The organism is Hydrogenophaga sp. GW823-FHT04C09, assembly GCF_058796355.1.
The window spans coordinates 320,341-341,812 of the sequence record NZ_JBXAIO010000005.1; the positions used below are offsets into that span (position 1 = coordinate 320,341).

General features: G+C 65.7%; 19 protein-coding genes and 1 pseudogene. 14 read left to right on the forward strand and 6 right to left on the reverse strand.

The annotated features are described in order from the left end of the window. Positions 1-421 precede the first annotated feature (421 nt). From AC1Q9M_RS16325 to gmtX, 5 genes are all read left to right on the forward strand, one after another. A complete protein-coding gene (locus AC1Q9M_RS16325) occupies positions 422-976 on the forward strand; it encodes a hypothetical protein (RefSeq protein WP_492434630.1) in 555 nt (184 codons plus the stop codon). 256 nt (positions 977-1,232) lie between these two features. Next, positions 1,233-1,595: a hypothetical protein gene (locus AC1Q9M_RS16330; RefSeq protein WP_492434631.1), complete on the forward strand. Its 363-nt coding sequence runs from the start codon at positions 1,233-1,235 to the stop codon at positions 1,593-1,595. Further along, positions 1,592-3,067: a gamma-mobile-trio recombinase GmtY gene (gene gmtY, locus AC1Q9M_RS16335; protein WP_492434632.1), complete on the forward strand. Its 1,476-nt coding sequence runs from the start codon at positions 1,592-1,594 to the stop codon at positions 3,065-3,067. The genes AC1Q9M_RS16330 and gmtY overlap by 4 nt, the downstream gene beginning before the upstream one ends. 35 nt (positions 3,068-3,102) lie before the next feature. Further along, positions 3,103-6,450, forward strand: coding sequence for a gamma-mobile-trio integrase GmtZ (gmtZ, locus tag AC1Q9M_RS16340; RefSeq protein ID WP_492434633.1), 3,348 nt, complete (start codon positions 3,103-3,105; stop codon positions 6,448-6,450). Next, on the forward strand, positions 6,451-7,125 hold the full coding sequence (gmtX, locus tag AC1Q9M_RS16345) for a gamma-mobile-trio protein GmtX (protein WP_492434634.1): 675 nt from the start codon (positions 6,451-6,453) through the stop codon (positions 7,123-7,125). It begins immediately after the preceding gene. 221 nt (positions 7,126-7,346) lie between these two features. Here the strand turns inward: gmtX and AC1Q9M_RS16350 are convergent. Next, positions 7,347-7,574 (reverse strand): annotated as a pseudogene (locus AC1Q9M_RS16350) (magnesium chelatase domain-containing protein); the annotation flags it as partial. A gap of 333 nt (positions 7,575-7,907) precedes the next feature. Between AC1Q9M_RS16350 and AC1Q9M_RS16355 the strand changes: the two are divergent. Beyond that, positions 7,908-8,246 carry a P-II family nitrogen regulator gene (locus AC1Q9M_RS16355; protein ID WP_291124926.1) on the forward strand — a complete coding sequence of 113 codons (339 nt, stop codon included), beginning with the start codon at positions 7,908-7,910 and terminating at the stop codon, positions 8,244-8,246. Between the two features lie 32 nt (positions 8,247-8,278). Then, positions 8,279-9,697, forward strand: coding sequence for an ammonium transporter (gene amt / locus AC1Q9M_RS16360; RefSeq protein WP_444687923.1), 1,419 nt, complete (start codon positions 8,279-8,281; stop codon positions 9,695-9,697). Positions 9,698-9,766: 69 nt separating this feature from the next. On the opposite strand, the gene AC1Q9M_RS16365 is transcribed toward amt, so the two are convergent. After that, on the reverse strand, positions 9,767-10,405 hold the full coding sequence (locus tag AC1Q9M_RS16365) for a TetR/AcrR family transcriptional regulator (RefSeq protein WP_492434635.1): 639 nt from the start codon (positions 10,403-10,405) through the stop codon (positions 9,767-9,769). Positions 10,406-10,463: 58 nt separating this feature from the next. Between AC1Q9M_RS16365 and AC1Q9M_RS16370 the strand changes: the two genes are divergently transcribed. Beyond that, entirely contained in the window at positions 10,464-10,985 is a 522-nt protein-coding gene (locus AC1Q9M_RS16370; RefSeq protein WP_492434636.1) for a DinB family protein, read from the forward strand. On the opposite strand, the gene AC1Q9M_RS16375 is transcribed toward AC1Q9M_RS16370, so the two are convergent. Together AC1Q9M_RS16375 and AC1Q9M_RS16380 are read right to left on the reverse strand one after the other, a co-directional pair. Continuing rightward, positions 10,982-11,941: a Bug family tripartite tricarboxylate transporter substrate binding protein gene (locus AC1Q9M_RS16375; protein WP_444687925.1), complete on the reverse strand. Its 960-nt coding sequence runs from the start codon at positions 11,939-11,941 to the stop codon at positions 10,982-10,984. The genes AC1Q9M_RS16370 and AC1Q9M_RS16375 overlap by 4 nt on opposite strands. A 35-nt stretch (positions 11,942-11,976) precedes the next feature. Beyond that, positions 11,977-13,401, reverse strand: coding sequence for an FAD-dependent oxidoreductase (locus AC1Q9M_RS16380; RefSeq protein ID WP_492434637.1), 1,425 nt, complete (start codon positions 13,399-13,401; stop codon positions 11,977-11,979). 115 nt (positions 13,402-13,516) lie between these two features. On the opposite strand from AC1Q9M_RS16380, the gene AC1Q9M_RS16385 reads away from it, so the two are divergent. The 4 genes from AC1Q9M_RS16385 to glcF all read left to right on the forward strand — a co-directional run bounded on the left by AC1Q9M_RS16385 (position 13,517) and on the right by glcF (position 17,013). Beyond that, positions 13,517-14,305: an IclR family transcriptional regulator gene (locus AC1Q9M_RS16385; protein ID WP_492434638.1), complete on the forward strand. Its 789-nt coding sequence runs from the start codon at positions 13,517-13,519 to the stop codon at positions 14,303-14,305. A gap of 59 nt (positions 14,306-14,364) precedes the next feature. Beyond that, the gene (locus tag AC1Q9M_RS16390) at positions 14,365-14,589 is read left to right on the forward strand and encodes a hypothetical protein (protein WP_382163356.1); all 225 of its coding nucleotides are present in this window, start codon (positions 14,365-14,367) and stop codon (positions 14,587-14,589) included. 74 nt (positions 14,590-14,663) lie between these two features. Further along, a complete protein-coding gene (glcE, locus tag AC1Q9M_RS16395) occupies positions 14,664-15,764 on the forward strand; it encodes a glycolate oxidase subunit GlcE (RefSeq protein WP_444687927.1) in 1,101 nt (366 codons plus the stop codon). 16 nt (positions 15,765-15,780) lie between these two features. Next, positions 15,781-17,013, forward strand: coding sequence for a glycolate oxidase subunit GlcF (glcF, locus tag AC1Q9M_RS16400; protein ID WP_382322747.1), 1,233 nt, complete (start codon positions 15,781-15,783; stop codon positions 17,011-17,013). A 394-nt stretch (positions 17,014-17,407) separates the two neighbouring features. Here the strand turns inward: glcF and AC1Q9M_RS16405 are convergent, their stop codons facing one another. Beyond that, on the reverse strand, positions 17,408-18,307 hold the full coding sequence (locus AC1Q9M_RS16405) for a LytTR family DNA-binding domain-containing protein (protein WP_382322748.1): 900 nt from the start codon (positions 18,305-18,307) through the stop codon (positions 17,408-17,410). Positions 18,308-18,457: 150 nt separating this feature from the next. Between AC1Q9M_RS16405 and AC1Q9M_RS16410 the strand changes: the two genes are divergently transcribed. Continuing rightward, positions 18,458-19,651, forward strand: coding sequence for an acyltransferase family protein (locus tag AC1Q9M_RS16410; protein WP_492434639.1), 1,194 nt, complete (start codon positions 18,458-18,460; stop codon positions 19,649-19,651). Here the strand turns inward: AC1Q9M_RS16410 and AC1Q9M_RS16415 are convergent. Continuing rightward, positions 19,581-20,066, reverse strand: coding sequence for a glutathione peroxidase (locus tag AC1Q9M_RS16415; protein WP_382163347.1), 486 nt, complete (start codon positions 20,064-20,066; stop codon positions 19,581-19,583). The two genes, AC1Q9M_RS16410 and AC1Q9M_RS16415, sit on opposite strands and share 71 nt — an antisense overlap. A gap of 170 nt (positions 20,067-20,236) precedes the next feature. Here AC1Q9M_RS16415 and AC1Q9M_RS16420 point away from each other — a divergent pair, with 170 nt between their 5' ends. Next, positions 20,237-21,433, forward strand: a complete 1,197-nt coding sequence (locus AC1Q9M_RS16420) for a hypothetical protein (protein ID WP_382163345.1) — start codon at positions 20,237-20,239, stop codon at positions 21,431-21,433. The last annotated feature ends 39 nt before the right edge of the window (positions 21,434-21,472 follow it).

The window sequence follows — 21,472 nt, forward strand, 5'->3', positions numbered from 1 at the left end:
GTCCTGGAATCGCCACATCGGTAGCAAGGTAGTCGTCGGCGATGACAGACGTACGGTCTTGTGCGTCAGTCTTTAGAAGATTGAAATTTCACCCAAGGGAGGCACGACGCCTCCCTTTTTTTACTGTGCTCAGCCCAGACCCTGCGCAAAGCGACGCAAGTGAGTGAAGGGATAAATGCGGTTGCTCTACTGAGATGTCAGCTCGCTGGCATCAACTCAACACTACCGCAGAGCATCAGAAATGAACACGACCGCATCAAACGTCCCCCTCGAACAACTAGGCGCACCTATATCTACCAGTGAAATCCCTGGCCTCTCTCGCATCCGTGCCCTAACCCGGGGTGCGCTCACGAGACAATGGCCAACTCGCCATCTCACTCTGTGCCCGCCTGCGCATGGAGCACTCATCGCAAGCGACACGTTGGACGCTCCTATTCTCTTTGACGGCCACCATGGGTCGGCCTTGGTGCTATTTCTTCCAAGCGACTTTGAGGCGAACCTGCAAACCCTGTCTTCAGCCCAACTTCAGCTTCGCACACATGAGATTGTCGGTTTTCGAAAGCGCGAGGTTTACCTTTCTCTGTCCCTTCCTCCGCAAGGCGCTGCTTTGCCAATGACTGTGTGGGTTCGGGCGAAAGACGTGCTCGGCGAGACACTCAACGCTGAGGCGAGGCCCCAAAACTTCCACTTGCCCGTGCTCATGGTCGCAGGCTCAAAGGCTGTTCCCAGTCATTGGGCCTTTGACATGAAGCGCCTGGAGCGCGTTGACGCCGCTATCGAAAGCGCCGATGCCTGGACGTACGAGCCGCGCGACGACCAATGGAATCGCGCCCAGTCAAAAGCAGAAAAGTATGGCGAGCGACCTTGGCTGTTTATGCGCTACGACGTAACGCACAGCCTTCGGCGCTTTGCAGTGAACTGGGCGCCTGTGTGCACGTTTCACGGCGGCATCGCAGTGGAGTACCGGCTCGACTAGAGAGTAGTCAGGCATCTCCACTCGCGGCCAAAAGGGGAAATCTAGCCATTTGGCTAGTCGAACTATCCACGTTTCTAGGCTTCCTAGAGGCGGCTCGCCGGTTGACTTCCTTTACGGGGAGCGGCAGTCTGGTTGAAACATGACCAAATTAACGAGTAACAACGATATGAGCTCAGAGGAATTCCGTGACATGTGCGCCTCGTTCTCGGTTCAGTCGGAACGTAGAGTTGTTGGAGACCGACTGCCTAGACACCTCTTGGCAGTGTTGGCCGAATTTGAAGACATTGACGCTTCCCTAGAGGCGATGGAAGACCAGCGCGCTAACTGGCAGTCGTCGCTGCTTTCGATGCTCAACGTGAGCTGTTTCCGTAGCATTTTGGCAACGAAAACCTTCGGCATCCAGGGAGAGAAATTGAAGCTGACTAGCCAGATTTCTAGAACGCTAGTCGACGTTCGAAGTTGCATCAGCTCTACAGCAGAGAGCCGAGTGCATTTCTTGATGTCGAACGTAGGCGACGTTCACCATCCTGCGCTTGGCGAGGTAGGTTTTCTTCCACGCAGTGCTCAGCAGAGCGTCCGACAAGAACCGACCAGCAACTCTGCAGGTCTGAAGAGATGATGGCGAAAGTTGTCGATGAGCTTGTAAACATCGTGGATGCACTTCCCGTCGGCGAGGTCGTTGCCGTCGTGGTGCGCGCGAGAGTCCCGGTCGTCGGCACGGGACTCCATGTGGACGTACCCGCCGTCCTCACAAACAGAGGAGTTATTCAGCCGTTGTTGGATTTCTGCTGCGACAACAAAGAGAAGCGCAGCCTTGATTGGTTGAAAAAACTTTGCAGCGCTTGCGTACTATTCATCGAGTTTGCCGCAGCGAATCGAAGCATGAGCGACATCTACTTGCTGAAGAGCTTTGGAAACCGACTGCTAACAGGGACGTTTGATGGTTCGCTTGGAGTGGACCCTTCTGGGCTGTGCTGGACACCCATTAGTCGTCCTACTGTGCGAAGGATGCTCTCCCAGCTCTTGACATTCTTTAATGAGTTCGAAGAGCTGCGAAAGAAGTTGCAAGCCCCTACAACGCCGTTCGACCAACTCGTGGACCGAGCCGCGTATGCGACTGCCCGCGAGCATGCGTTTCTTGGTCATACGTGGCCGATTGATCCAGAGCAAACTGAGGTGGAGCCTAGCGGCGCGGTAAGAACGTCCGCGTATATGCCAAAACCTCTCGGTGGACGAAGGGGGGAACCAGCGGGCTTTCCGGAGGACAGGTTCATGGACCTGCTTCTCAAGGGCTGGTGCGTTGGCGGACGGTACTCGTTTAGAGACATGCTCATAACCTTGCTTCTGGATGCCGGAGGAGTGAGGCCATCCGAGCCCTTCCACATGTACGTCACGGACGTCCACGAAGACGGCGAAGACCATGACATGCCTGTTGTGCTAATGCACCATCCTCTCGAAGGAGCCGCGCCAGAAGACTGGGTAAATGGCTTTGGAGAGCTCGAGACAGGCAATAGGCGGACCTACTTAAAGATGCGCTGGGGGATAGAGCCGCGCACGCTGCAGCTTGGCAGTAAGCATGCCGGATGGAAGGGCGCAGCGCTCTCTAAAGACTATGGAACTCTTGCCTTTCGCGTCTATTGGTTCGTGCCACAGATGGGTCGTCTGTTTATGAAGATCTGGAAGCGATATCTCGTTGACCTGGTGTCGATTCCTAGAAATCACCCCTTTGCCTTTGCCAACATGTTGCGTGGTCATGTTGGAGAGGAATACAAGATGTCGGCATTCCGTCAAGCTCACGCAGCCGCAGTCCGGCGCATCGGTCTAACGCCTTCTATGTCTGATGGGACCCACCGTCATGGACATCGGCATGCATACGGACGACGGCTCGCTGCGGCGGGTGTCCCAGGGGATGACATCCAGCATTACATGCATCACCGCTCCTACGGAAGCCATGAGGTCTACACGCGTGCTAAGGAGGCCGAGGTCCTCAAGTCGTTGGATGCAGCCGCTGCTCGCCTGTCTAGCACGGCGGAAGCCCGAAAATGGGACTCGTTCGTCGATGAGGTTGAGTACCGCTTGCAGCGGATGTAGTCGGGACCCAACGGACGCTACGGACTATGACGAAAATGTCTGAACATCGAGGTAGGGGCGTTCCTCGCTCTGATTTCGAGAGGCAAACGGCTATATCCCGGGCCGACGTGGTTGGAGTCGTGCAGGCGGCGCGAGAACTTGGAATTCCCGAACCGACATTGAGAGGTTGGAGGAGGACATTGCCGGAGACCAATGCGGACAAAGTCCGTCGCACTCAGTATGACAACAAGACTCGCTCCAAGACGGTAGCCCTTGCTCAAAAGTTCGGAGCTAGAGAGGCCGCCGAGAAGACAGGAATTCCCTATCAAACGCTCATTCGTTGGGTGAGCAAACCCGATAAGAGGAGGACGGTCAACACCTACTCGGATGACTTCCGGAAGCAGGCGGTGGCTAGAGCGAGGTCTACTTCAACCAAGCAAGCAGCACAAGAACTGAAGATTAGCAAGAGCACCTTGGGCAGTTGGATTCGAGAAAGCCAGCCAATTCAGAGCCGCGTCATGAGGCGAAGTTTCACCAAAGAGCAGGTTGCCGAGGCAGTAGCTCTAGCAGGTCGTATAGGGGTGATTCTGGCCGCTGAACAATTGGGAATATCCGAGGGCAGCGTGCGCCATTGGCAGGCCAAAGTACAACTTGGCCCTGTTAGTGGCAGAGTGGTTAAGTCGGTCAAGAGGACTTCCAAGTCATACTCTGCAGAAAGTAAGAAGGCAGCACTGCACGTAGTTGAGACCGAGGGGTATCTGGCGGCGTCGCGTTTGCACGATGTTGAGCGTCCGCTACTTAGAAAATGGGCAAAGGCTGAAGGGGTTCGACCTCCACAGCAGGTTGGTCAAGGCAAAGCCTGGGATGTTCACATGCGATGGCTCACGCGGACCAACTCGCACATGGAGGGATGGCGTGTTCTCGCGGAAGAATGGCTTGCCGCACACAAAGACGCCTTGCCGGCGCGTTTGACTTCTCTGACAAAGCTGTTCCAAGACTACATCCTCAAGCAGCGGCTCACGACTCAACCAGAAGAGCTTCTTTCGCGCTTCTACGAAGCTCCACCTACCGATCCGGCGTTCCCCAGCACTCGGCATGGAAAAGTCTGTCTGAACTACTCGTCCGAGTTCCTTGAGTGGGTCCTGCGAACGCACTTCAGCGAACGAGATGAGCAAGGACGCGTCCACATTGACGCATTGTTTCGAAATCCATTGACGAAAAAGTCGTTCAAAGGAGATTCTTTCGATAGTGAAAGTCGATACTCAGCGCTTCCTTACGAGTTCCTCGTCGAGTGCCGGAGAATCATTGCACAAGGCCCGAATTTCCGCGACTGGCTCTGGGCACGAACGCAACTTGGCGTTGAAGAAGGTCGACAAGGGGGTGGTCCCCCAGAGTGGTTTGAAGTGCCGTTCTCTCTAATTGACATGGAAGACCCAGATTGTGTGTGGAGGCGTCACGTTCGAAGTCGCGCGGCTGGCGGTGCGCGATATGAAATGTGGTCTCCTGTAAGGTGGGTTGCGCAGTTGATGAGGTGCAATCTTCCGACGCGAACACTTCAGGTGAGGCTCCTAGACTCAGGAGAAGCTGACACCTGGCGATACAACCTCGTCAACGGCGCAGGCGAGTGGACGCTCAATACCACCCACCTGCGTCGAGGCACACAGGGCAAACCGCTGCAGCAAGGAGTATTTCGACGACCTGGAGCAGATTTGCTTGACCGCGATGTCAAGTTGCCCAGTGGATGGTCGAATGCGGTTGTGTACGTCAATACCAATAAAACGGCTGACGCAAAGAAGAGCGGCGCACAAAAGGGATACTCGTTTCCCTGGGTGTCTGGCAAGGGCATCGAAAACGATGTCTTCTACTGGCTTCACAAGCTTCGAAACTGGCAAGAGAAGTACAACCCGTTAGCGCACCCCACATCTTGGAAGCAGTTGGATTCTCGGCACATTCCGAGAAAGAGCGATGTTCAACTTGCTGGCTTCCCCGACACTTGCTTTCTGTTTCGACTCCCTGAAGAGCGTGGTGGGAATGCTTACTTGCCTCTCGCCGATGGCATGCTCGACCACACTTGGTTCTCGACACTTGAAGAGCTGGAGAGGCGCCTCCGACTGAAAGGCGTGAAGAACACGGACGGCTCTGCGATTCAGCTCGTTGTCTCAGAGAATCGAAGAGCAAAGCGTACGCTGTTCCCTCCACATAGCGTCCGTGTATCCATCGCCACTGCACTGGCGGATGCAGGTGCACCACTCACCGTCATCATGCGTGTGTTGGGACATAGTCGACTTGCGATGACCATCTACTACCGCAAACGCGGGCAGGTCGGAATGGCTATGCATCTTGAAGTTGCCGTCAATACCTTGGAGGCTAAAGGCGCGGCCCTCTTGACAAACTGGCTGAGGAACAATGCACACACGAAGCTGATGGAGAGTGTCATTGGGAACGATGCAGACTCCTTACTTGGCGCAATTGCTAAGAATCCGGCCGCACGCAACCCCGTAGGGTGGATGCCACTGAGCCTTGGCCTGTGTATCGCAGGAGGCAATGTGTCACCGATGGAGGGGGGCGAAAAGAACTGTGGCGGTTGCTACAACGGTGGGCCCAATCTAGGCACCGCGTCTAAGCCAAAGTTTTCGCCTGTCCCCGGGGGAGCAAGGAACTGTGTCCGCTGCAGGTGGTTGGTGACAGCTGCGCACTATCTGCCAGCGCTTGTGGACCGGTGCAACTTAGCTCTTTTCCACTTCGACGAGGCGAAAAATTCACTTCTTCTCGCTGACCGCATGTACCAAGACCTCGTAGCTGAGCAGATTTCTCAAGAAGCGGTTAATGGGGCTGGACCGACGGCGGTTGAGTTGAAGAACGCGCGTGCGAAGGTTGATGTCAGTGCTCAAAGACTCAGCGATAGGGCGGAGGACGTCGTGGCATCTATGCGTCTCATCGAGAGGTGTCGCCTGATGTTGGCCGAGAGCTCAGATGCGGCAGCAGAAAGTCGCAAGCTGCTTGCAGTGGGTAGTAAGTCGGACATCGAAGTTGCATTGCGAGACGTTGGTTCTGAGTTCGAGCAACTGGACCTCGTGTGCGAGTCGTTGGAAATCTATCCTGAGGCTCAGGCGCCAACCGCAATCTTGCGTCGCTCTCAGTTGATGGATGCGGCACTTGCCTTGGAGGGGGCTCAACCCATCTTCTTCACGCTGAATGCCGAAGACCAACTTAGGCTTGGCAATCGATTTATCCAACAAATGGCTCACGCCTGCAATCCTGCCAATCCAGCTCTTGGTCGTAGGAAGGTCGTTGAAATTGTCGACGCCCGAAAGTGCCTTTCAACCCATCTTCATTTGGATGTGAAGTCCCTCATTCCACAGACGCCGCCTCCTTACGTAGCGAAAAACATCGCCCTTCAGTAGATGGAAAAAGTACATCCTCAGGTGGTTCTTGAAGAGTTGCTCGCAGCTACTCATCGACCCGAACGGCAAGCCGTTCTGCGCAAGCTCCATGCGATATGCGAAGGACAGGCCAAAGGCTCTGTCCAAGACCTTAGCGTCGCCACAATCGGCAAGATGGCGGAGGCGATGCAGGTACTAAAGAAGAAGACGCTATCGAATAAAAGTTCGGCGCCTCTTGTGACCTTGATAGAGGCTTGGGCAAACTTCGTTGGGCGGGACAAGGTGAGTCCGCCCGACGTGGCGCGCTCTGCTATTCAAAGCAGGCTCACTTCAATTCCAGACCCTGCGCTGCGCTTCTTGGTTCAGTCAGGTCTGGCAGAAAGAGACAAACTACAAAATCAGTTGAACCTCCTTAAAGCTGCAACGACGCTGTATGTAGACAGAGGTCAGGACGCTAGAGGAGGGAGTCACGCGGAGAGCCTGAGCAATCGCGCACTGACTGGCTCAGAGCTTTCCGCGCTCATGCAAGTTCTCGAGCCAAGATTTCTGGCGGACGAGGGATGGGTGGAGGGTAGCCAAGGCGAAATATGCGACGTTGAAAGCGGACGCAGAATTTTCCCCAAGGGGTTCTTGAGCGCACTTCGACGGGTTTGCGGCCAGCCAGAAGGTGAAGCAAGCCCGCGCAAGAGGACTTAGTCAGCGCACAGACATGAGCCGCGCTGCTGAGTCCTCGATGGGCACTGATGCCCAGAGCAAGCACGGAAGTGCGCCTCCGATGCAGTATTCCCCCTTTTGGGGGGCATCTATCGCGCCATAGATGTTCCACCGAAGAAGTCCATTGATGTTTCTTGAAACACACCAGGGAGAGTCCTGCCATCTGGCCACTTCGATGGATAGGAGCTATCAGGAAACGCATTGGGCAGGTCGGCCGGCGCCAGGTTCACGGTGATGCGCTTGTTCGACGGGAACTCCAGCCCCGCGTTGGCGATGGCCGAGCGCACGCGCTCGCGCGCTTCCTTCACGCCGGTGTCGGCCAGGCCGACCAGCGTGAAACTGGGCAGGCCGTTGGCGAGGTGGACCTCGACGCAGACCGGGCGGGCTTCCAGGCCGAGCAGCGCGCGGCTGTGCACCAATGACAGACTCATGTGTGGTTTCTCCCTGTTTCGGTGCGCGCCCAGGCCACCCGCTGGGGCAAAAGGCGCCCCGTGGGCCGCACCCAATTGGTGCGCACAGCTTTGGTGTGGCCGTGGGCGATCGGGGCGGCGGTGGCGCCTGAAAAATCCGGGCGCGCGGCCCAACTGTAGGTGGCCGCCAGGACCCGAACCCGGGGGGGTACGCGGGCGGGGGCCGTTGGCACGGTCCATGCTTGGGGGTGTAAGCGATTGAATCCGGGCCGTGGAGTTCCATGGTCCCTCCGCAAACCGCGGTGTCGGCCCTCCGGTCTGAGCACCCTTCCGTTCTAGAAGAGGAATCACAGCATGAAAATGGTTTCAGCCATCATCAAGCCGTTCAAGCTGGACGAAGTGCGCGAAGCACTTTCCGGCATGGGCGTGCAAGGCATCACCGTCACCGAAGTCAAGGGCTTCGGCCGCCAGAAGGGCCACACCGAGCTGTACCGCGGCGCGGAGTACGTGGTCGACTTTCTGCCCAAGGTCAAGATCGAGGCCGCCGTGTCCGACGAGCTCGTCGAGCGCGTGATCGAAGCCATCGAAGGTGCCGCGCGCACCGGCAAGATCGGCGACGGCAAGATTTTCGTCACTTCCCTGGAACAGGTGGTGCGCATCCGGACCGGCGAGACCGGCAAGGAAGCGCTCTGATCGCCGCCCCCTGAACAAGAAAGATCACGGACATGAAAAAACTCATCGCAACCCTGTTCCTGGGCATGGGCCTGGCCTTCGGTGGCCTGAACGCCATGGCGCAGACCGCCGCGCCCGCGGAGGCCCCCGCGGCCGCCGCCCCTGCCGAAGCCGCGCCGGCCGCGGCCCCCGCTGCGGCTGAAGCAGCCCCCGCTGCCGCCGCCGAAGCCGCGCCGGCCGCTGCCGCCGCGCCCGCGCTGGACACCGGCGACACCGCCTGGATGCTGACCTCCACCATGCTGGTCATCCTGATGACCATCCCGGGCCTGGCCCTGTTCTACGGCGGCCTGGCCCGTTCGAAGAACATGCTGTCGGTGCTGATGCACGTGTTCGTCATCTTCTCGCTGATCACCATCCTCTGGTGCGTCTACGGCTACAGCCTGACCTTCGTGGGCGAAGGCAAGTTCGTGGGCGGCTTCGACAAGGTCTTCCTCAAGGGCATCACGGCCGACACGCTCTCGGGCCTGCTGCCGACGATCCCCGAGTTCGTCTTCGTGGCCTTCCAGTCGACCTTCGCGGCCATCACCTGCGCGCTGATCGTGGGCTCGTTCGCCGAGCGCATCAAGTTCTCGGCCGTGCTGCTGTTCTCCGTGATCTGGTTCACCTTCAGCTACATCCCGATGGCCCACATGGTCTGGGGCGGTGGTCTGCTGGGCGCCGACGGCGCGCTGGACTTCGCTGGCGGCACCGTGGTGCACATCAACGCCGGTATCGCCGGTCTGGTGGGTGCCTACGTGGTGGGCAAGCGCATCGGCTACGGCAAGGAAGCGCTCACCCCGCACAGCCTGACGCTGACCATGGTCGGTGCCTCGCTGCTGTGGGTCGGCTGGTTCGGCTTCAACGCCGGCTCGGCGGGTGCCGCCAACGGCGTGGCCGGTCTGGCCTTCATCAACACCATCCTCGCCACCGGCGCGGCCACGCTGTCCTGGATCGCGGGTGAAGCGCTGCACAAGGGCAAGGGCTCCATGCTGGGTGCCGCTTCGGGTGCCGTCGCCGGCCTGGTGGCGGTCACGCCGGCCGCTGGCTTCATCGGCCCGATGGGCTCCATCGCCCTCGGTCTGATCGCCGGCCTGGTCTGCCTGTGGGGCGTGGGTGGCCTCAAGAAGATGCTGGGTGCCGACGACGCGTTCGACGTGTTCGGCGTGCACGGTGTCGGCGGCATCGTCGGCGCCATCCTGACGGCGGTGTTCGCCGCCTCCAGCCTGGGCGGCGTCAAGGCCGACGACTACGCCATCGGCGCCCAGCTCTGGGTGCAGATCAAGAGCGTGCTTGTGACCATCGTCTGGTCCGGCGTGGTGTCGTTCGTGGCCTACAAAATCGTGGACATGATGGTCGGCCTGCGCGTCAGCGAAGAAGCCGAGCGCGAAGGCCTGGACATCACCTCGCACGGCGAGACGGCCTACAACCGCTGAGTTCTCCTGGGATCGATCTCCCCCTGGTGGGAGGTCCAGCCCGCGAGCCGAAAGGCCCGCGGGCTTTTTTCATGCCGGGGCTCGGCGGCGGGCGACGTCCCTCAGGTACAGCAGCAGGCGCACCAGTTCCGAGCGGACCGCCGTCGACGCCAGCTCGCCGCGGCGGATGGCGTTGTGGATGACGCCATCCAGCGCGTCGGACACGAGGGTGCCCGCGAGCGCGTCCGCGGCCGCCGCGGTCGCCTCGCCGCGGTAGTGGGCGACGGCGCTGGCGTGGCAGCCCAGGTAGGTTTTTTCGAAGGCGCTGTGCGGGTCGCGCAGGCCTTCGGCGGCCAGGACCTCGTCGAGCAGGACCTGGTGCAGGCCAGGGTTCCCGGCGTGCACCGCGATCATGTCGTCGACGAGTGCTTCGACGTACCGCCTCAGGCTTTTCCCGGCGGCCGGCTTTTGCACCGCCGACAGGCAATCGTCCAGGTGCTGGCGGCGGATCGCGTCGATCAGCGCGTGCTTGTCGGGAAAGTACTGGTAGAGCGATCCGATGCTCACGCCGGCCGCTTCCGCGACCGCGTTGGTCGTGAACCCCGCCCAGCCGCGCTGGCCCAGAATGCGAGCCCCCGCCTGGACGATCGCGTCCACCGTCGTGCGCGAGCGGGCCTGGCGAGGTTGTTTGCGCATGGGCGCGGACACGGCGGGAATGCGAGTAGACATGCGGCCTCCCAGGTCAGAGGATGTGAGCCATTGACTCACATTCTGAAGGAGATGGACCATGGGCTCTCTGGCATCGCTGCAAAGCCTGTTCCGCTACCAGGCCTGGGCGCACGGCGAACTCGTCGACGCACTCCAAGGGCTCGATGCCGGGGGCCACGCCCCGGCGCGGCACGACGCGCTGCGGCTGCTCAACCACGTCCTGACCGTCAACCGGATCTTCATGGCCCACCTGACCCACCAGCCGCACGGCTTCACGGCGGACCACGCGCCGGACACGCCGACGCTGGAGGCCTTGAAGCATGACCTGCGCAGCTCGGACCGCTGGTACCTGGACCACCTGCGCGGCCTGAGCCCCGAGGCGCTGGCCGAGCCCTGGCCTTTCGCCTTCACCGATGGAGACCGAGGGTGCATGACGCGCGAGGAAATGCTGCTGCACGTGATCGTGCACGGCAGCTACCACCGGGGCGAGGTGGGGCGCCTGCTTCGCCAGGCCGGCGCGCCACTGCCCTGGGACACCTTCGCGGTCCACCTGCATGGCCGCGAGCCTCAGCGGCGGGCCGCACCGGCGGGGGTTCTCTAGTCGAGCCGGATGCCGGCCTGCCGGACCACCTTGCCCCACTTGTCGTACTCGCTGCGCACGAAGCGCGACAGCTCCTCGGGCGTGCTGCCGGCGGGCTCGGCGCCCAGTGCGCTCAGGCGCTGCAGCAGGGCCGGGTCTTTCAGCGCGCTCACCACCTCGGCCTGCAGCCGCTGCACGATGGCCGGCGGCGTGCCGGCCGGCGCGAACAGGCCGTACCAGGCGCTGACCTCGTAGCCGGGCACGCCGGACTCGGCGATGGTGGGCACCTCGGGGAAGGCGGACGAACGCCGCGCGTTGGCCACCGCGATCGGGCGCAGCTTGCCGGCGCGGATGTGCGGCTCCACCGTGGCCAGGTCGAAGGTCATGTTCACCTGACCGGCCACCACGTCGGTCACGCCCTGCACCACGCCCTTGTAGGGCACGTGCACGATGTCCACGTTCGCCATCGTCTTGAGCAACTCGCCCGCGAGGTGCTGCGAGGCCCCCGCGCCGCCGGACGCGTAGGTCAGCTTGCCGGGGTTGGCGCGCGCATAGGCCAGCAGCGAGCGCATGTCGGTGGCCGGCACGGCCGGGTTGGTCACCAGCATCAGCGTGCCGCTGGCCACCAGGCTGATGGGCGTGAAGTCCTTGAGCGTGTCGTAGGGCATGCGCGAGAACAGGTGGGCGTTCACCGCGTTGGTGCCGATCGAGCCCATCAGCAGCGTCAGACCGTCGGGCTTGCTCTTGGCCACGGTGTCGGCGCCGATGTTGCCGCTGGCCCCGGGCTTGTTCTCCACCACGAAGGGCTGGCCCAGGCGCGGGCTGGCGTGCTGCGCGATCGCGCGCGCCAGGATGTCGGTCAGGCCACCAGCCTGGAACGGCACCACGATGCGCACGGGAGCGCTGGGGTAGTCGCTCGCGCCGTGCGCGGTGAGGCCGCAGGCGGCCAGCAGCAGGGCGGTGATGGTTTTTTTCATGGTGTGTCTCCTCATTGTGGTGGGGGAAGTCGGGATCAGTGCGTGCCGTCCAGGATGGCGCCGTCGGCCTGCAGGCGCGAGCGCAGCGCCTGCACGGGCAAGGTGGCGAAGTCGGCAACACCGGCGCCGCTGTCGAGCAGCAGGGCCGCGGCGGTGCCCGCGGCCTGGCCCATGGCCAGGCAGGGGCCCATCACGCGCGCCGAGCCGTTGGCGCCCCGGTCCGAGGAAAAGATGCGCCCGGCCGCCACCACGTTGCGCACGCCCTGCGGCAGCAGGCAGCCCCAGGGAATGTCGTAGGAACCCCCATCGCGCACCGGAATGCGGATCTGACCGGTGCCCGACTGGTGGATGTCCACGTGGTGCGAGCCCTTGGCGATGCCGTCGTCGCGCTTGCGCGCGCTCAGCACGTCGTCTTCCGACAGGCTGTCGTGGCCGACGATGCGGCGCGTCTCGCGCACGCCCACGCGGGTGGCGATGCCGCTGAAACCGGCCTGCTCGAAGCCCGGCACATGGCGCTGCATGAACGCGCTGCATTGCCAGACCTGGTCGGACAGCGTGGCCAGCGTGGCGCTGAGGGCCTGCGTGCGGGTGCCGTCGATGCCGCCCACGCGCGTGCTGTTGAGGCAGACCTCGCCGCGCTGGCGCGAGGTGGGCTGGACCATGATGAGCGCGGTGGGGTAGAGCTCGCCGCGTTCGATCGCGCCCGCCACCAGCGGGCCATCGCCCTTGAGGAACACCGTGGGCTCGCCCTGGGCCTGCGCGGCCCGGGCCAGGGCCTGGTCGGTGCGGCCCTGGCGGATCGCCTCGCTCTCGCCCAGCGCGAAGTGCTCGGGGTGCGCGTGCAGGAACTCGAGCAGCGGCGCGGTGCGCACGCCGGCCATGCGGAACATCATGGAGACCGGCTGCATCTCGCCCTGGCTGCCGCCGTGCAGCGCCTGGCCGCCCGCGGCGCGCACGATGTCGGCGTCGCCCGAGCAGTCGATGAACAGCGGCGCGCGGATCTCGGTCAGGCCCTCCTTGTTGCGCACCTGCAGCGCGTGCACCGTGCCGCCGTCGCGCACCACGCCGGTGGCGGTGGTGTGCAGCAGCAGCTGCACCCCGGCGCGCGCCAGGCAGCGCGCCACCGCGAGCTTCATCACCTCCGGGTCCAGGCACACGTACCAGATCAGCCGCCAGTCGTTGAGCGGCCCGATGTAGCCACCCAGCCGCTCGCACTCGGCCAGCAGCTCGCGGCCCGTGCCGCCCAGGATCCATTCGCCGCGCGCGTTGAGCGCGCCGTCGATCGCCATGCCGCTGACCAGCTCGCCGCCGGGCAGGGCGCCGGCCTCCACCAGCGTGACGCGCGCGCCGCCGCGCGCCGCGGCCAGGGCCGCCGCCACGCCCGCCGCGCCGGCGCCCAGCACCACCACATCGCTGTCCATCGCCTGGCGCGTGACCGCGAAATCCTCGAATGTCTGCATCGTGTCCCACTTTCCGTTGGTGTGCCGATCCCGTGATCGGCCCTGGGGAAATTATTCCGAGCGCGGTCGATGGCAGGGGCGTGGGTGCGCCCGGTTTTTCCGTATAGTGGACAAAATGTCTTCCACCGCTTCTTCGCCCGATGGGACCCGCAGCCTGCACCGCGCCATCGGCCTGCTGCGCCTGCTGTCCATGCGCACCGCCACCGGCTGGCGGCTGAGCGACCTCGCGCAGGAGGCCGCGCTGGAGCATTCCACCGTGCACCGCATGCTGGCCTGCCTGCTCGACGAGGGGCTGGCCGTGCGGGTGCCGGGCACGCGGCGCTACTCGCTGGGGCCGCTGGCCCACGAGTTCGGCGTGGCCGCCGCGCCGCACTTCGCGATCGAACGCCTGGCCGCGCCCGGGCTGGCGCGGCTGGCCGCCGAAACGCGCGACATCGTGTTCCTGAACGTGCGCAGCGGCGCCGAGTCGGTGTGCGTGGCGCGCTTCGAGGGCCGCAAGGCGCTCAAGGCCTACACCGTGGACGTGGGCACGCGCCGCCCATTGAGCCTCTCGGCCGGTGGGGTCGCCATGCTGATCGCGCTGCCCCGCGCCGAGCAGACGCGGCTGGAAGCGCTGAACCTGCAGGCCATCGTGCGCCGGGGCGAGGCGCGCCAGACGGCGGTGCGGCGCATGGTGCAGCGCTCGCGCCGGCTCGGTTATGGCTTCAACCAGGAGGACATCATCCCGGGCATCGCCGCCCTGGGCGTGGCGATCCGCAGCCCGTCGGGGGCGCCGGTGGCCTCGCTGAGCCTGGCCGCGACCGGGGCCGACCTGGCGGCCCGCCAGCCGCGCCTGCTGACCTTGCTGCGTGCCGAGGCCGAGCGCATCGCCGCGCAGCTGGCGCCGCTGCGATACCCCCCCTGATATCGCCTGCCGGCCGCGCCTATGATGCGCGCCCGACACCCACATTCAGGAGGAGTCCCATGTTCCGTGCACCACCGCGCCTTGTCGCCCTCGTTCTGTTCGCCAGCCTGGGCCTGAGCAGCCTGCCGGGGCAGGCCGCCAGCGGCGGTCAGCGAAAAGCACCGTCCAAGGTCACGTTCCACAAGGCGCCGTCGGAAGAAGCGCCGGCCGCGCGCGACAAGCGCCTCAAGCGCGAGTGCCAGGGCCGGCCCAACGCCGGCATGTGCATGGGCTACACCCGGTAGAGCGCGCCGCGATTGCATCGCGGCGTGCAGAAAATTCAAAGCCGGAAAGAGGTCGGGCGACTACCATCGTCGCCATGTCTTTCCCGCCCCATGAGACCCCCGGCGAACTGATCGACCGGGTCCGCGCCGCCGCGGCCGCGCACGCACCCCTGCACATCGCCGGAGGCCGCACCAAGGCCTTCTACGGCGAGGCCGTCGCGGGCGACACCCTGTCCACCACCAGCTGGTCGGGCATCGTCAGCTACGAGCCGACCGAGCTGGTGGTCACGGTGCGCGCGGGCACGCCACTGGCCGAGCTGGAGGCGGTGCTGGCCGAGCGCGGCCAGTGTTTCCCGTTCGAACCACCGCACTTCGGCCCTGGCGGCACTGTGGGCGGCATGGTCGCCGCGGGCCTGGCCGGCCCGGCGCGCGCCAGCGCCGGCGCGGTGCGCGACTACGTGCTCGGCGCGCGCTTCATCAACGGGCGCGGCGAGCTGCTCACCTTCGGTGGCCAGGTCATGAAGAACGTGGCCGGCTACGACGTGAGCCGCGTGCTCGCGGGCTCCCTGGGCACGCTGGGCGTGATCACCGAGGTCAGCCTCAAGGTGCTGCCGGTGGCGCCGGCCGAGGCCACGCTCGTGTTTGCACTCGGCCAGCACGAGGCGCTGGAGCAAGTGCACCGCTGGGGCGGCCAGCCACTGCCGGTCAACGCCAGCCGCTGGACCGCGGACCGCCTCACCGTGCGCCTGCGCGGTGCCGTCGCGGCGGTGGAGGCCGCCTGCGAGCGCCTGGCGCGCGAGGCCGGCGGCACCCGCCTGGACCCCGCGCAGGCCGGCCGCGACTGGGCCGACGCCCGCGACCAGCGCCTGCCGTTCTTCGAGGCACCGGCGGCCGACCTGGGCCTGTGGCGCCTGTCGGTGCCGCAGACCGCGCCGGTGCTGGACCTGCCCTGGGCCCCGCTGATCGAATGGCAGGGCGCGCAGCGCTGGCTGTGGGCGCCCGCGGGCGCGGCCGGCCAGATCCGCGCGGCCACCGCGGCCGTGAACGGCCACGCCACGCTGTTCCGCGCCGGGGCCGACGGCGCGCCCGGCGTGCCGCGCTTCCACCCGGCGGCCACCGCCATCCAGACCATCACGCAACGCCTGCGCGCCGAGTTCGACCCGGCGGGCATCTTCACCCCGGGCCGCATGGGCTGACCGGAACCGAGCGACCATGCAAACCCAGCTCTCTCCCGAATACCAGCAGCGCGCCGATGGCCGCGCGGCCGAGGCCATCCTGCGCAAGTGCGTGCACTGCGGCTTCTGCACCGCCACCTGCCCCACCTACCAGCTGCTCGGCGACGAACTCGACGGCCCACGCGGGCGCATCTACCTGATGAAGCAGGTGCTCGAAGGCGCCGAGCCCACGCGCAAGACCCAGCTGCACCTGGACCGCTGCCTCACCTGCCGCAACTGCGAAAGCACCTGCCCGAGCGGGGTGGACTACGGCCACCTGGTCGACATCGGCCGCCAGATCGTGGACGAAAAGGTGCCGCGCCCGATGGGTGAAAAGGCCGTGCGCTGGTTGCTCAAGGAGGGCCTGACCTCGCCGCTGTTCGCGCCGGCCATGAAGCTCGGCCAGATGGTGCGACCGCTGCTGCCCGGCCTGCTCAAGGACAAGGTGCCCGCGCCGCGCGCGGCCGGCGCCTTGCCCACGCGCACGCACGCGCGCCGCGTGCTCTTGCTCGCGGGCTGCGTGCAGCCGGCCATGATGCCCAGCATCCACGCCGCCACGGTGCGCGTGCTCGATGCGGCCGGCATCCAGGGGGTGCTCGCGCCCGAGGCCGGGTGCTGCGGCGCGGTGAAGTTCCACCTGAACGACCAGGACGGCGGGCGCGCCCAGATGCGCGCCAACATCGATGCGTGGTGGCCGCTGATCGAAGGCGGCGTCGAGGCCATCGTGATGAACGCCTCGGGTTGTGGTGTGACGGTGAAGGCGTACGGGCACATCCTTCAGGGCGACCCGGCCTATGCGGCCAAGGCCGCGCGCGTGAGCGAACTCACGCGCGACCTGAGCGAGCTGCTGCCCGCGCTGGTGCCGGTGCTGCGGCCCTTGTTGAAGCAGGCGCCGGACGCGGCGCGCGTGGTGGCCTTCCACCCGCCCTGCACGCTGCAGCACGGCCAGCAACTCAAGGGCGGTGTGGAGCAGCACCTGGGTGCCTTGGGTTTCACGGTGCAGGTGGCGAACAACGAGGCGCATCTGTGCTGCGGTTCGGCCGGCACCTACTCGGTGCTCAACCCCGAGATCGCGCACACCCTGCGCGACCGCAAGCTCGGCCACCTGGATGAGCTGCGGCCGGCGGTGATCGCCAGCGCCAACATCGGTTGCATCACGCACCTGCAGAGCGGCACGGCCACGCCGGTGCGGCACTGGGTCGAGGTGCTAGACGAGGCTTTGGGGTTCTGAGTTTTCCGCTCCACCGGGTTGGCGAGGTCGGGTGGTCCGGGCAGGCTGGCGCCGGCCGCTCGCGGGTGTCTGCCCGGGTCCGCCCACATCACTTCGTCAATACTGGGCTGGCACACCTGCTTTTGTGGCAACCGCGAATGGGGCCGGCGCCCTCCTGCCCGGACCACCCGCCCCACGACAAAAGTAGGCGTGCCAAGCTGGGTGTGCCCACGCTTCTTGCAGGACAGTGGCGGCGTCCGAATGCGCAGGCCCCCATTCGCGGTTGCCACAGAGGGTGCGCGCCAACCGTGGTGTTGATGAAGTGACGTTTGCGCGCCCGGGCAGACGCCCGCGAGCAGGGCCGGAGCAGTCGGATCCCGCCACTGTCCTGACGCGAGGTCTCCCGCCAGGGCCTTCAGCGCGCCGCCGCCGCTGAGCCGGGTGAGACGCGGCCGCGCTGGCCGATCGCATCCCGATGGCGGCGGCTGCAGGGCACCGTGGAGCCATCGCGCATGGTCAGGCGCGCATCGCCACTGTCCAGCGGCTCGATCTCGGCGACATGGTCGAGGTTCACCGCGTGGCTGCGGTGCACGCGCACGAAACGCTCCGGGTCCAGCTGCTGCAGGAACTCGGTGAACGTCGAGCGCAGCAGGTAGTCGTGCCCATTGACGTGCAACCCCACGTAATTGCCCTGGGCCTGCACCCACTCGATGTCCGACGCGGCCACCAGGAACTCGCGGCGCAGCTTGCGCACCAGAAAACGCGCCGGACGCGGCGCGGGCAAGGGCGCCGCGTCGGCGCCGCCAGGGGCCGGCTCCGGGGCATCGAGCAGCTTCGCCTCGCCGGTGAGCCGCAGCATCAGAAAGCGGTAGCTCATCAGCGCCGCGACGATCAGGGCGTAACTGCGCACGTCCTTCAGGTACTCGTAAGCCAGCTGCAGCGGCCAATCGCCGAAGCCATAGCGCGCGCCCACGAGCGCGTAGGCGGCCTGGCGCAGCAACACCATGCCCGCCACATGCAGGACGCAGAACACCACGCTGGCCACCAGATGCAGCGGCAGGGCGGTGCGCAGCGTCTCCCAGCGCAGCGGCACGCCGCGCTCGAACACCACGATCGCCGGGATCAGCAGGCCGGTGGCCAGGGCGCTGGAGACCTCCCACACCACCGGCTGCCACGCGGCGACCCGCGGCAGGTCCACCCAGGCCACCAGGGTGTTGAAGGCCGCCTGCAGCGCCAGCACCCCCACCCAGAACGCCACTTCGACCCGGCGGCGGATCGCCGGGTAGCGCGCAAACCAGTCGGGTGCATAGGCCATGGCCGCCAGTCTAGGCCCGAGGGGCCGCCCCGCCCATCCCTGCGGTGAGCCACCCGTCACAGCCGGCCCACGGGTCGTCCCAAAGCGCTGCGTGGGAGCGCGCGCCGGGCCAAGAATCGACGCCTTTCCCGTCCGACCGAGGGGCCCTTCATGAACCGCCGACACGACATCGATGCCCTGCGCGCCCTGGCCTTTGGCCTGGTCATCCTGTACCACGTGGCCATGTACTACGTCGCCGACTGGCATTGGCATCTGAAAAGCCCGCATGCCGCCGACTGGCTGCAGTGGCCGATGCGCGCGCTCAACCTCTGGCGCATGGACCTGGTGTTCCTGATCTCCGGCGTGGCCTTCGGGTTCCTGCGGCAGGGCCACGCGCCGCTGAGGCTGATCGGGCGGCGCAGCCTGCGCCTGGGGGTGCCGCTGGCGTTCGGCATGGCCGTGGTCGTGCCTTACCAGGTGTATGTGCAGGTGGTCGACAACGGCAGCATCGGGCCGGGTTTCCTGGCCTTCCTGGCGCGTTACTTCACCGGCGGCCCCTGGCCGCGCGGCGCCTTCGACGGCTGGGAGGCCGGTGTCACCTGGAACCACCTCTGGTACCTCGCCTACCTGTGGGTGTACACGGGGGTGCTGGCGCTGCTCACGCCGGTGCTGGACTCGGCCGCGGGCCAGCGCCTGCGCATAGCGTTCACCCGGCTGCGCGGCCCGGCGCTGCTGCTGTTGCCCGTGGTGCCGCTGGCCCTGTACTCGTTCACCCTCTGGCCGCGCTTTCCACCCACCCACGACCTGATCCACGACGCCTGGCTGCACGCGGTGTACTTCACGCTGTTCGTGTACGGGTACTGGATCGGGGTGGACGCGGGGCTCTGGGCCTCGCTGCGCCGCCTGCGCTGGATCGCCCTGGCGCTGGCGCTGGGCTGGTTCGCGCTGCACGTGGGCCTGCGCACCGCGGCGGTGGGTGGGGCCCCCGCCTGGCGCCTGGCGGCGCGGCTCGCGGCCGACGCCTACCTGTGGACCAGCCTGGTGGCGGTGCTGGGCTGGGCCCACCACCGGCTCAACCGGCCCTGGCCCTGGCTGGGTTGGGCCAACGAATCGGTGTACCCCTGGTACGTGCTGCACCAGACGCTGATCCTGGCGCTGGCCGTGCTGCTCGCGCCGCTGGCGCTCGGGCCGGTGGCGGAGCCGGCCGTGCTGCTGCTGGGCACGGTGCTGGGCTGCTGGGTGCTCACCGATGGCCTGGTGCGCCGCTCGGCGTGGCTGCGCCCGCTCTTCGGCCTCAGCCCGCGAGCGCGGCCTCGATGTCCTTCGCCAGCTTCTCCGGCGCGTCCTGCGGCGCGTAGCGCTTGAGCACGCGGCCGTCCTTGCCCACGAGGAACTTGGTGAAGTTCCACTTGATGGCCTTGCTGCCCAGCAGGCCCGGGGCCTCGGCCGTGAGCCACTGGTAGAGCGGGTGCGCGTTCGCGCCGTTGACGTCGATCTTGCCCATCATGGGAAAACTCACGCCGTAGTTGAGCTGGCAGAAGCTGGCGATCTCGTCGTTGCTGCCCGGGTCCTGGCCGCCGAACTGGTTGCTCGGAAAACCCAGCACCACCAGGCCGCGCGCGCCATACGCCTGGTGCAGTTTCTCCAGCCCGCCGAACTGCGGCGTGAACCCGCAGGCGCTCGCGGTGTTGACGATCAGCAAAGGCTTGCCCTCGAACTGCCGCAAAGGCACGGGCTTGCCGTCGATGGACTGGGCTTCGAAGTCGTAGATGCTGCTCATGCGGGCTCCTGGGACGGGGGTGGGTGCAGTGTGACGGATTGTGCGCCGCAGCGGGCATGTACGACGAAAGGTGCATTCGCGGGCGCTGGCGTAACGCTTCCCCCTTCCCCCGCCCTGGGCGGTGCGGGCATACTGACCCGCAACATCCAATAACGAATCTGGGGCTGGAGATGGTGGCTGCATACACCGTGGCGCTGGTGGGGTTCTCCCAGACCGAGTCGTCCACATTCGAATCGTTCTTTCGCCTGGCCTCGCGCCGGCCGCCGGGCTACCTGGTGCAGGACGAGGTCATGGACGCGCAGATCCTGATCGTCAACGCCGACAACGTGCAGGCCGTGGTGCTGGTGCGCGACGCCGAGCTGCCCGGCCGGGTGATGCTGGTGGGCAGCTCCGACGGCGGCACCGGCTGGCCGCTGCAGCGCAAGCCCGTCAAGCTGGTGGCCATGCTGGCCGCGCTCGACGAGATCGTGGGCGCCACCCGGCCCCCGCCCGCGCGGCGCCGCGCGCCCGATGCCGCGAACGGCGGCGAGCCCTTCCAGCCGTCCCAGTTCCAGGGCCTGGACGCGAGCATGCAGCTGGCCAGCGGGCGCGCGATGCCCACCCCCCAGCACCCGCCCCAGGTCGCGCCCGGCGCGGGTGCCGACCGGGGTTTTGCTCTCACCCAGCCCTATGGGGCCTTGCTGCCGCTGCCCGCCGTGGCGCCGGCCGCGCGCGTCGGCCGGCGCCGCTCGCCCGACACCGAGTTTCCGCCCACGCGGCCGCTGGTGCGCGGCGAGGTGGTTGCTGCTGCTCCCGCGCGCGGCAGCGCCGTGCCAGCGCCCGCGCCGGCCGCACGCCCTGGCGTGATGCGCATGACCGACTTCGGCAGCCTCGAAGACCTGCCCGCGCCGGCCGCGCCCCGCACCCGCTCACCCAAGTCCCGCCTCAGCGCCGACAAGGCCGCGCCCGCGCCCGACGTGCCGCGCGGCGACATGCTGCTGGTCGCCGAGAGCCTGGTGGAAGGGCGCATCCTGCTCAAGCGCTTCAAGAAGTACGGCCTGACGGTGGACTGGTCGCGCGAAGGCGCGCAGGCGCTGGTGATGCTCAAGGCCCATGCCTACCGCGTGGTGGCGATCGACCGCCTCAAGGGTGAGCCCGACGCCAACCACATCTGCCGCGCCGCCAAGCAGACCAAGGGCCCCAAGGGCGCACCGGTGGTGATCATGTTCGCGCCCACCGCGGGCAGCATGGACCGCATGAAAGCCGGTCTGGCCGGCAGCGACGCCTACCTCTCACGCTCCGTGGGCGAGGCCGAGCTCTACAAGGTGCTGGCCCAGCACCGCCTGGTGAGCCTCAACGGTTTCGCGCCCACCAACGTCGGGTTTTAGGAAGCACCCCCGCCGCGCTTCGCGCGACCCCCTCCAGGG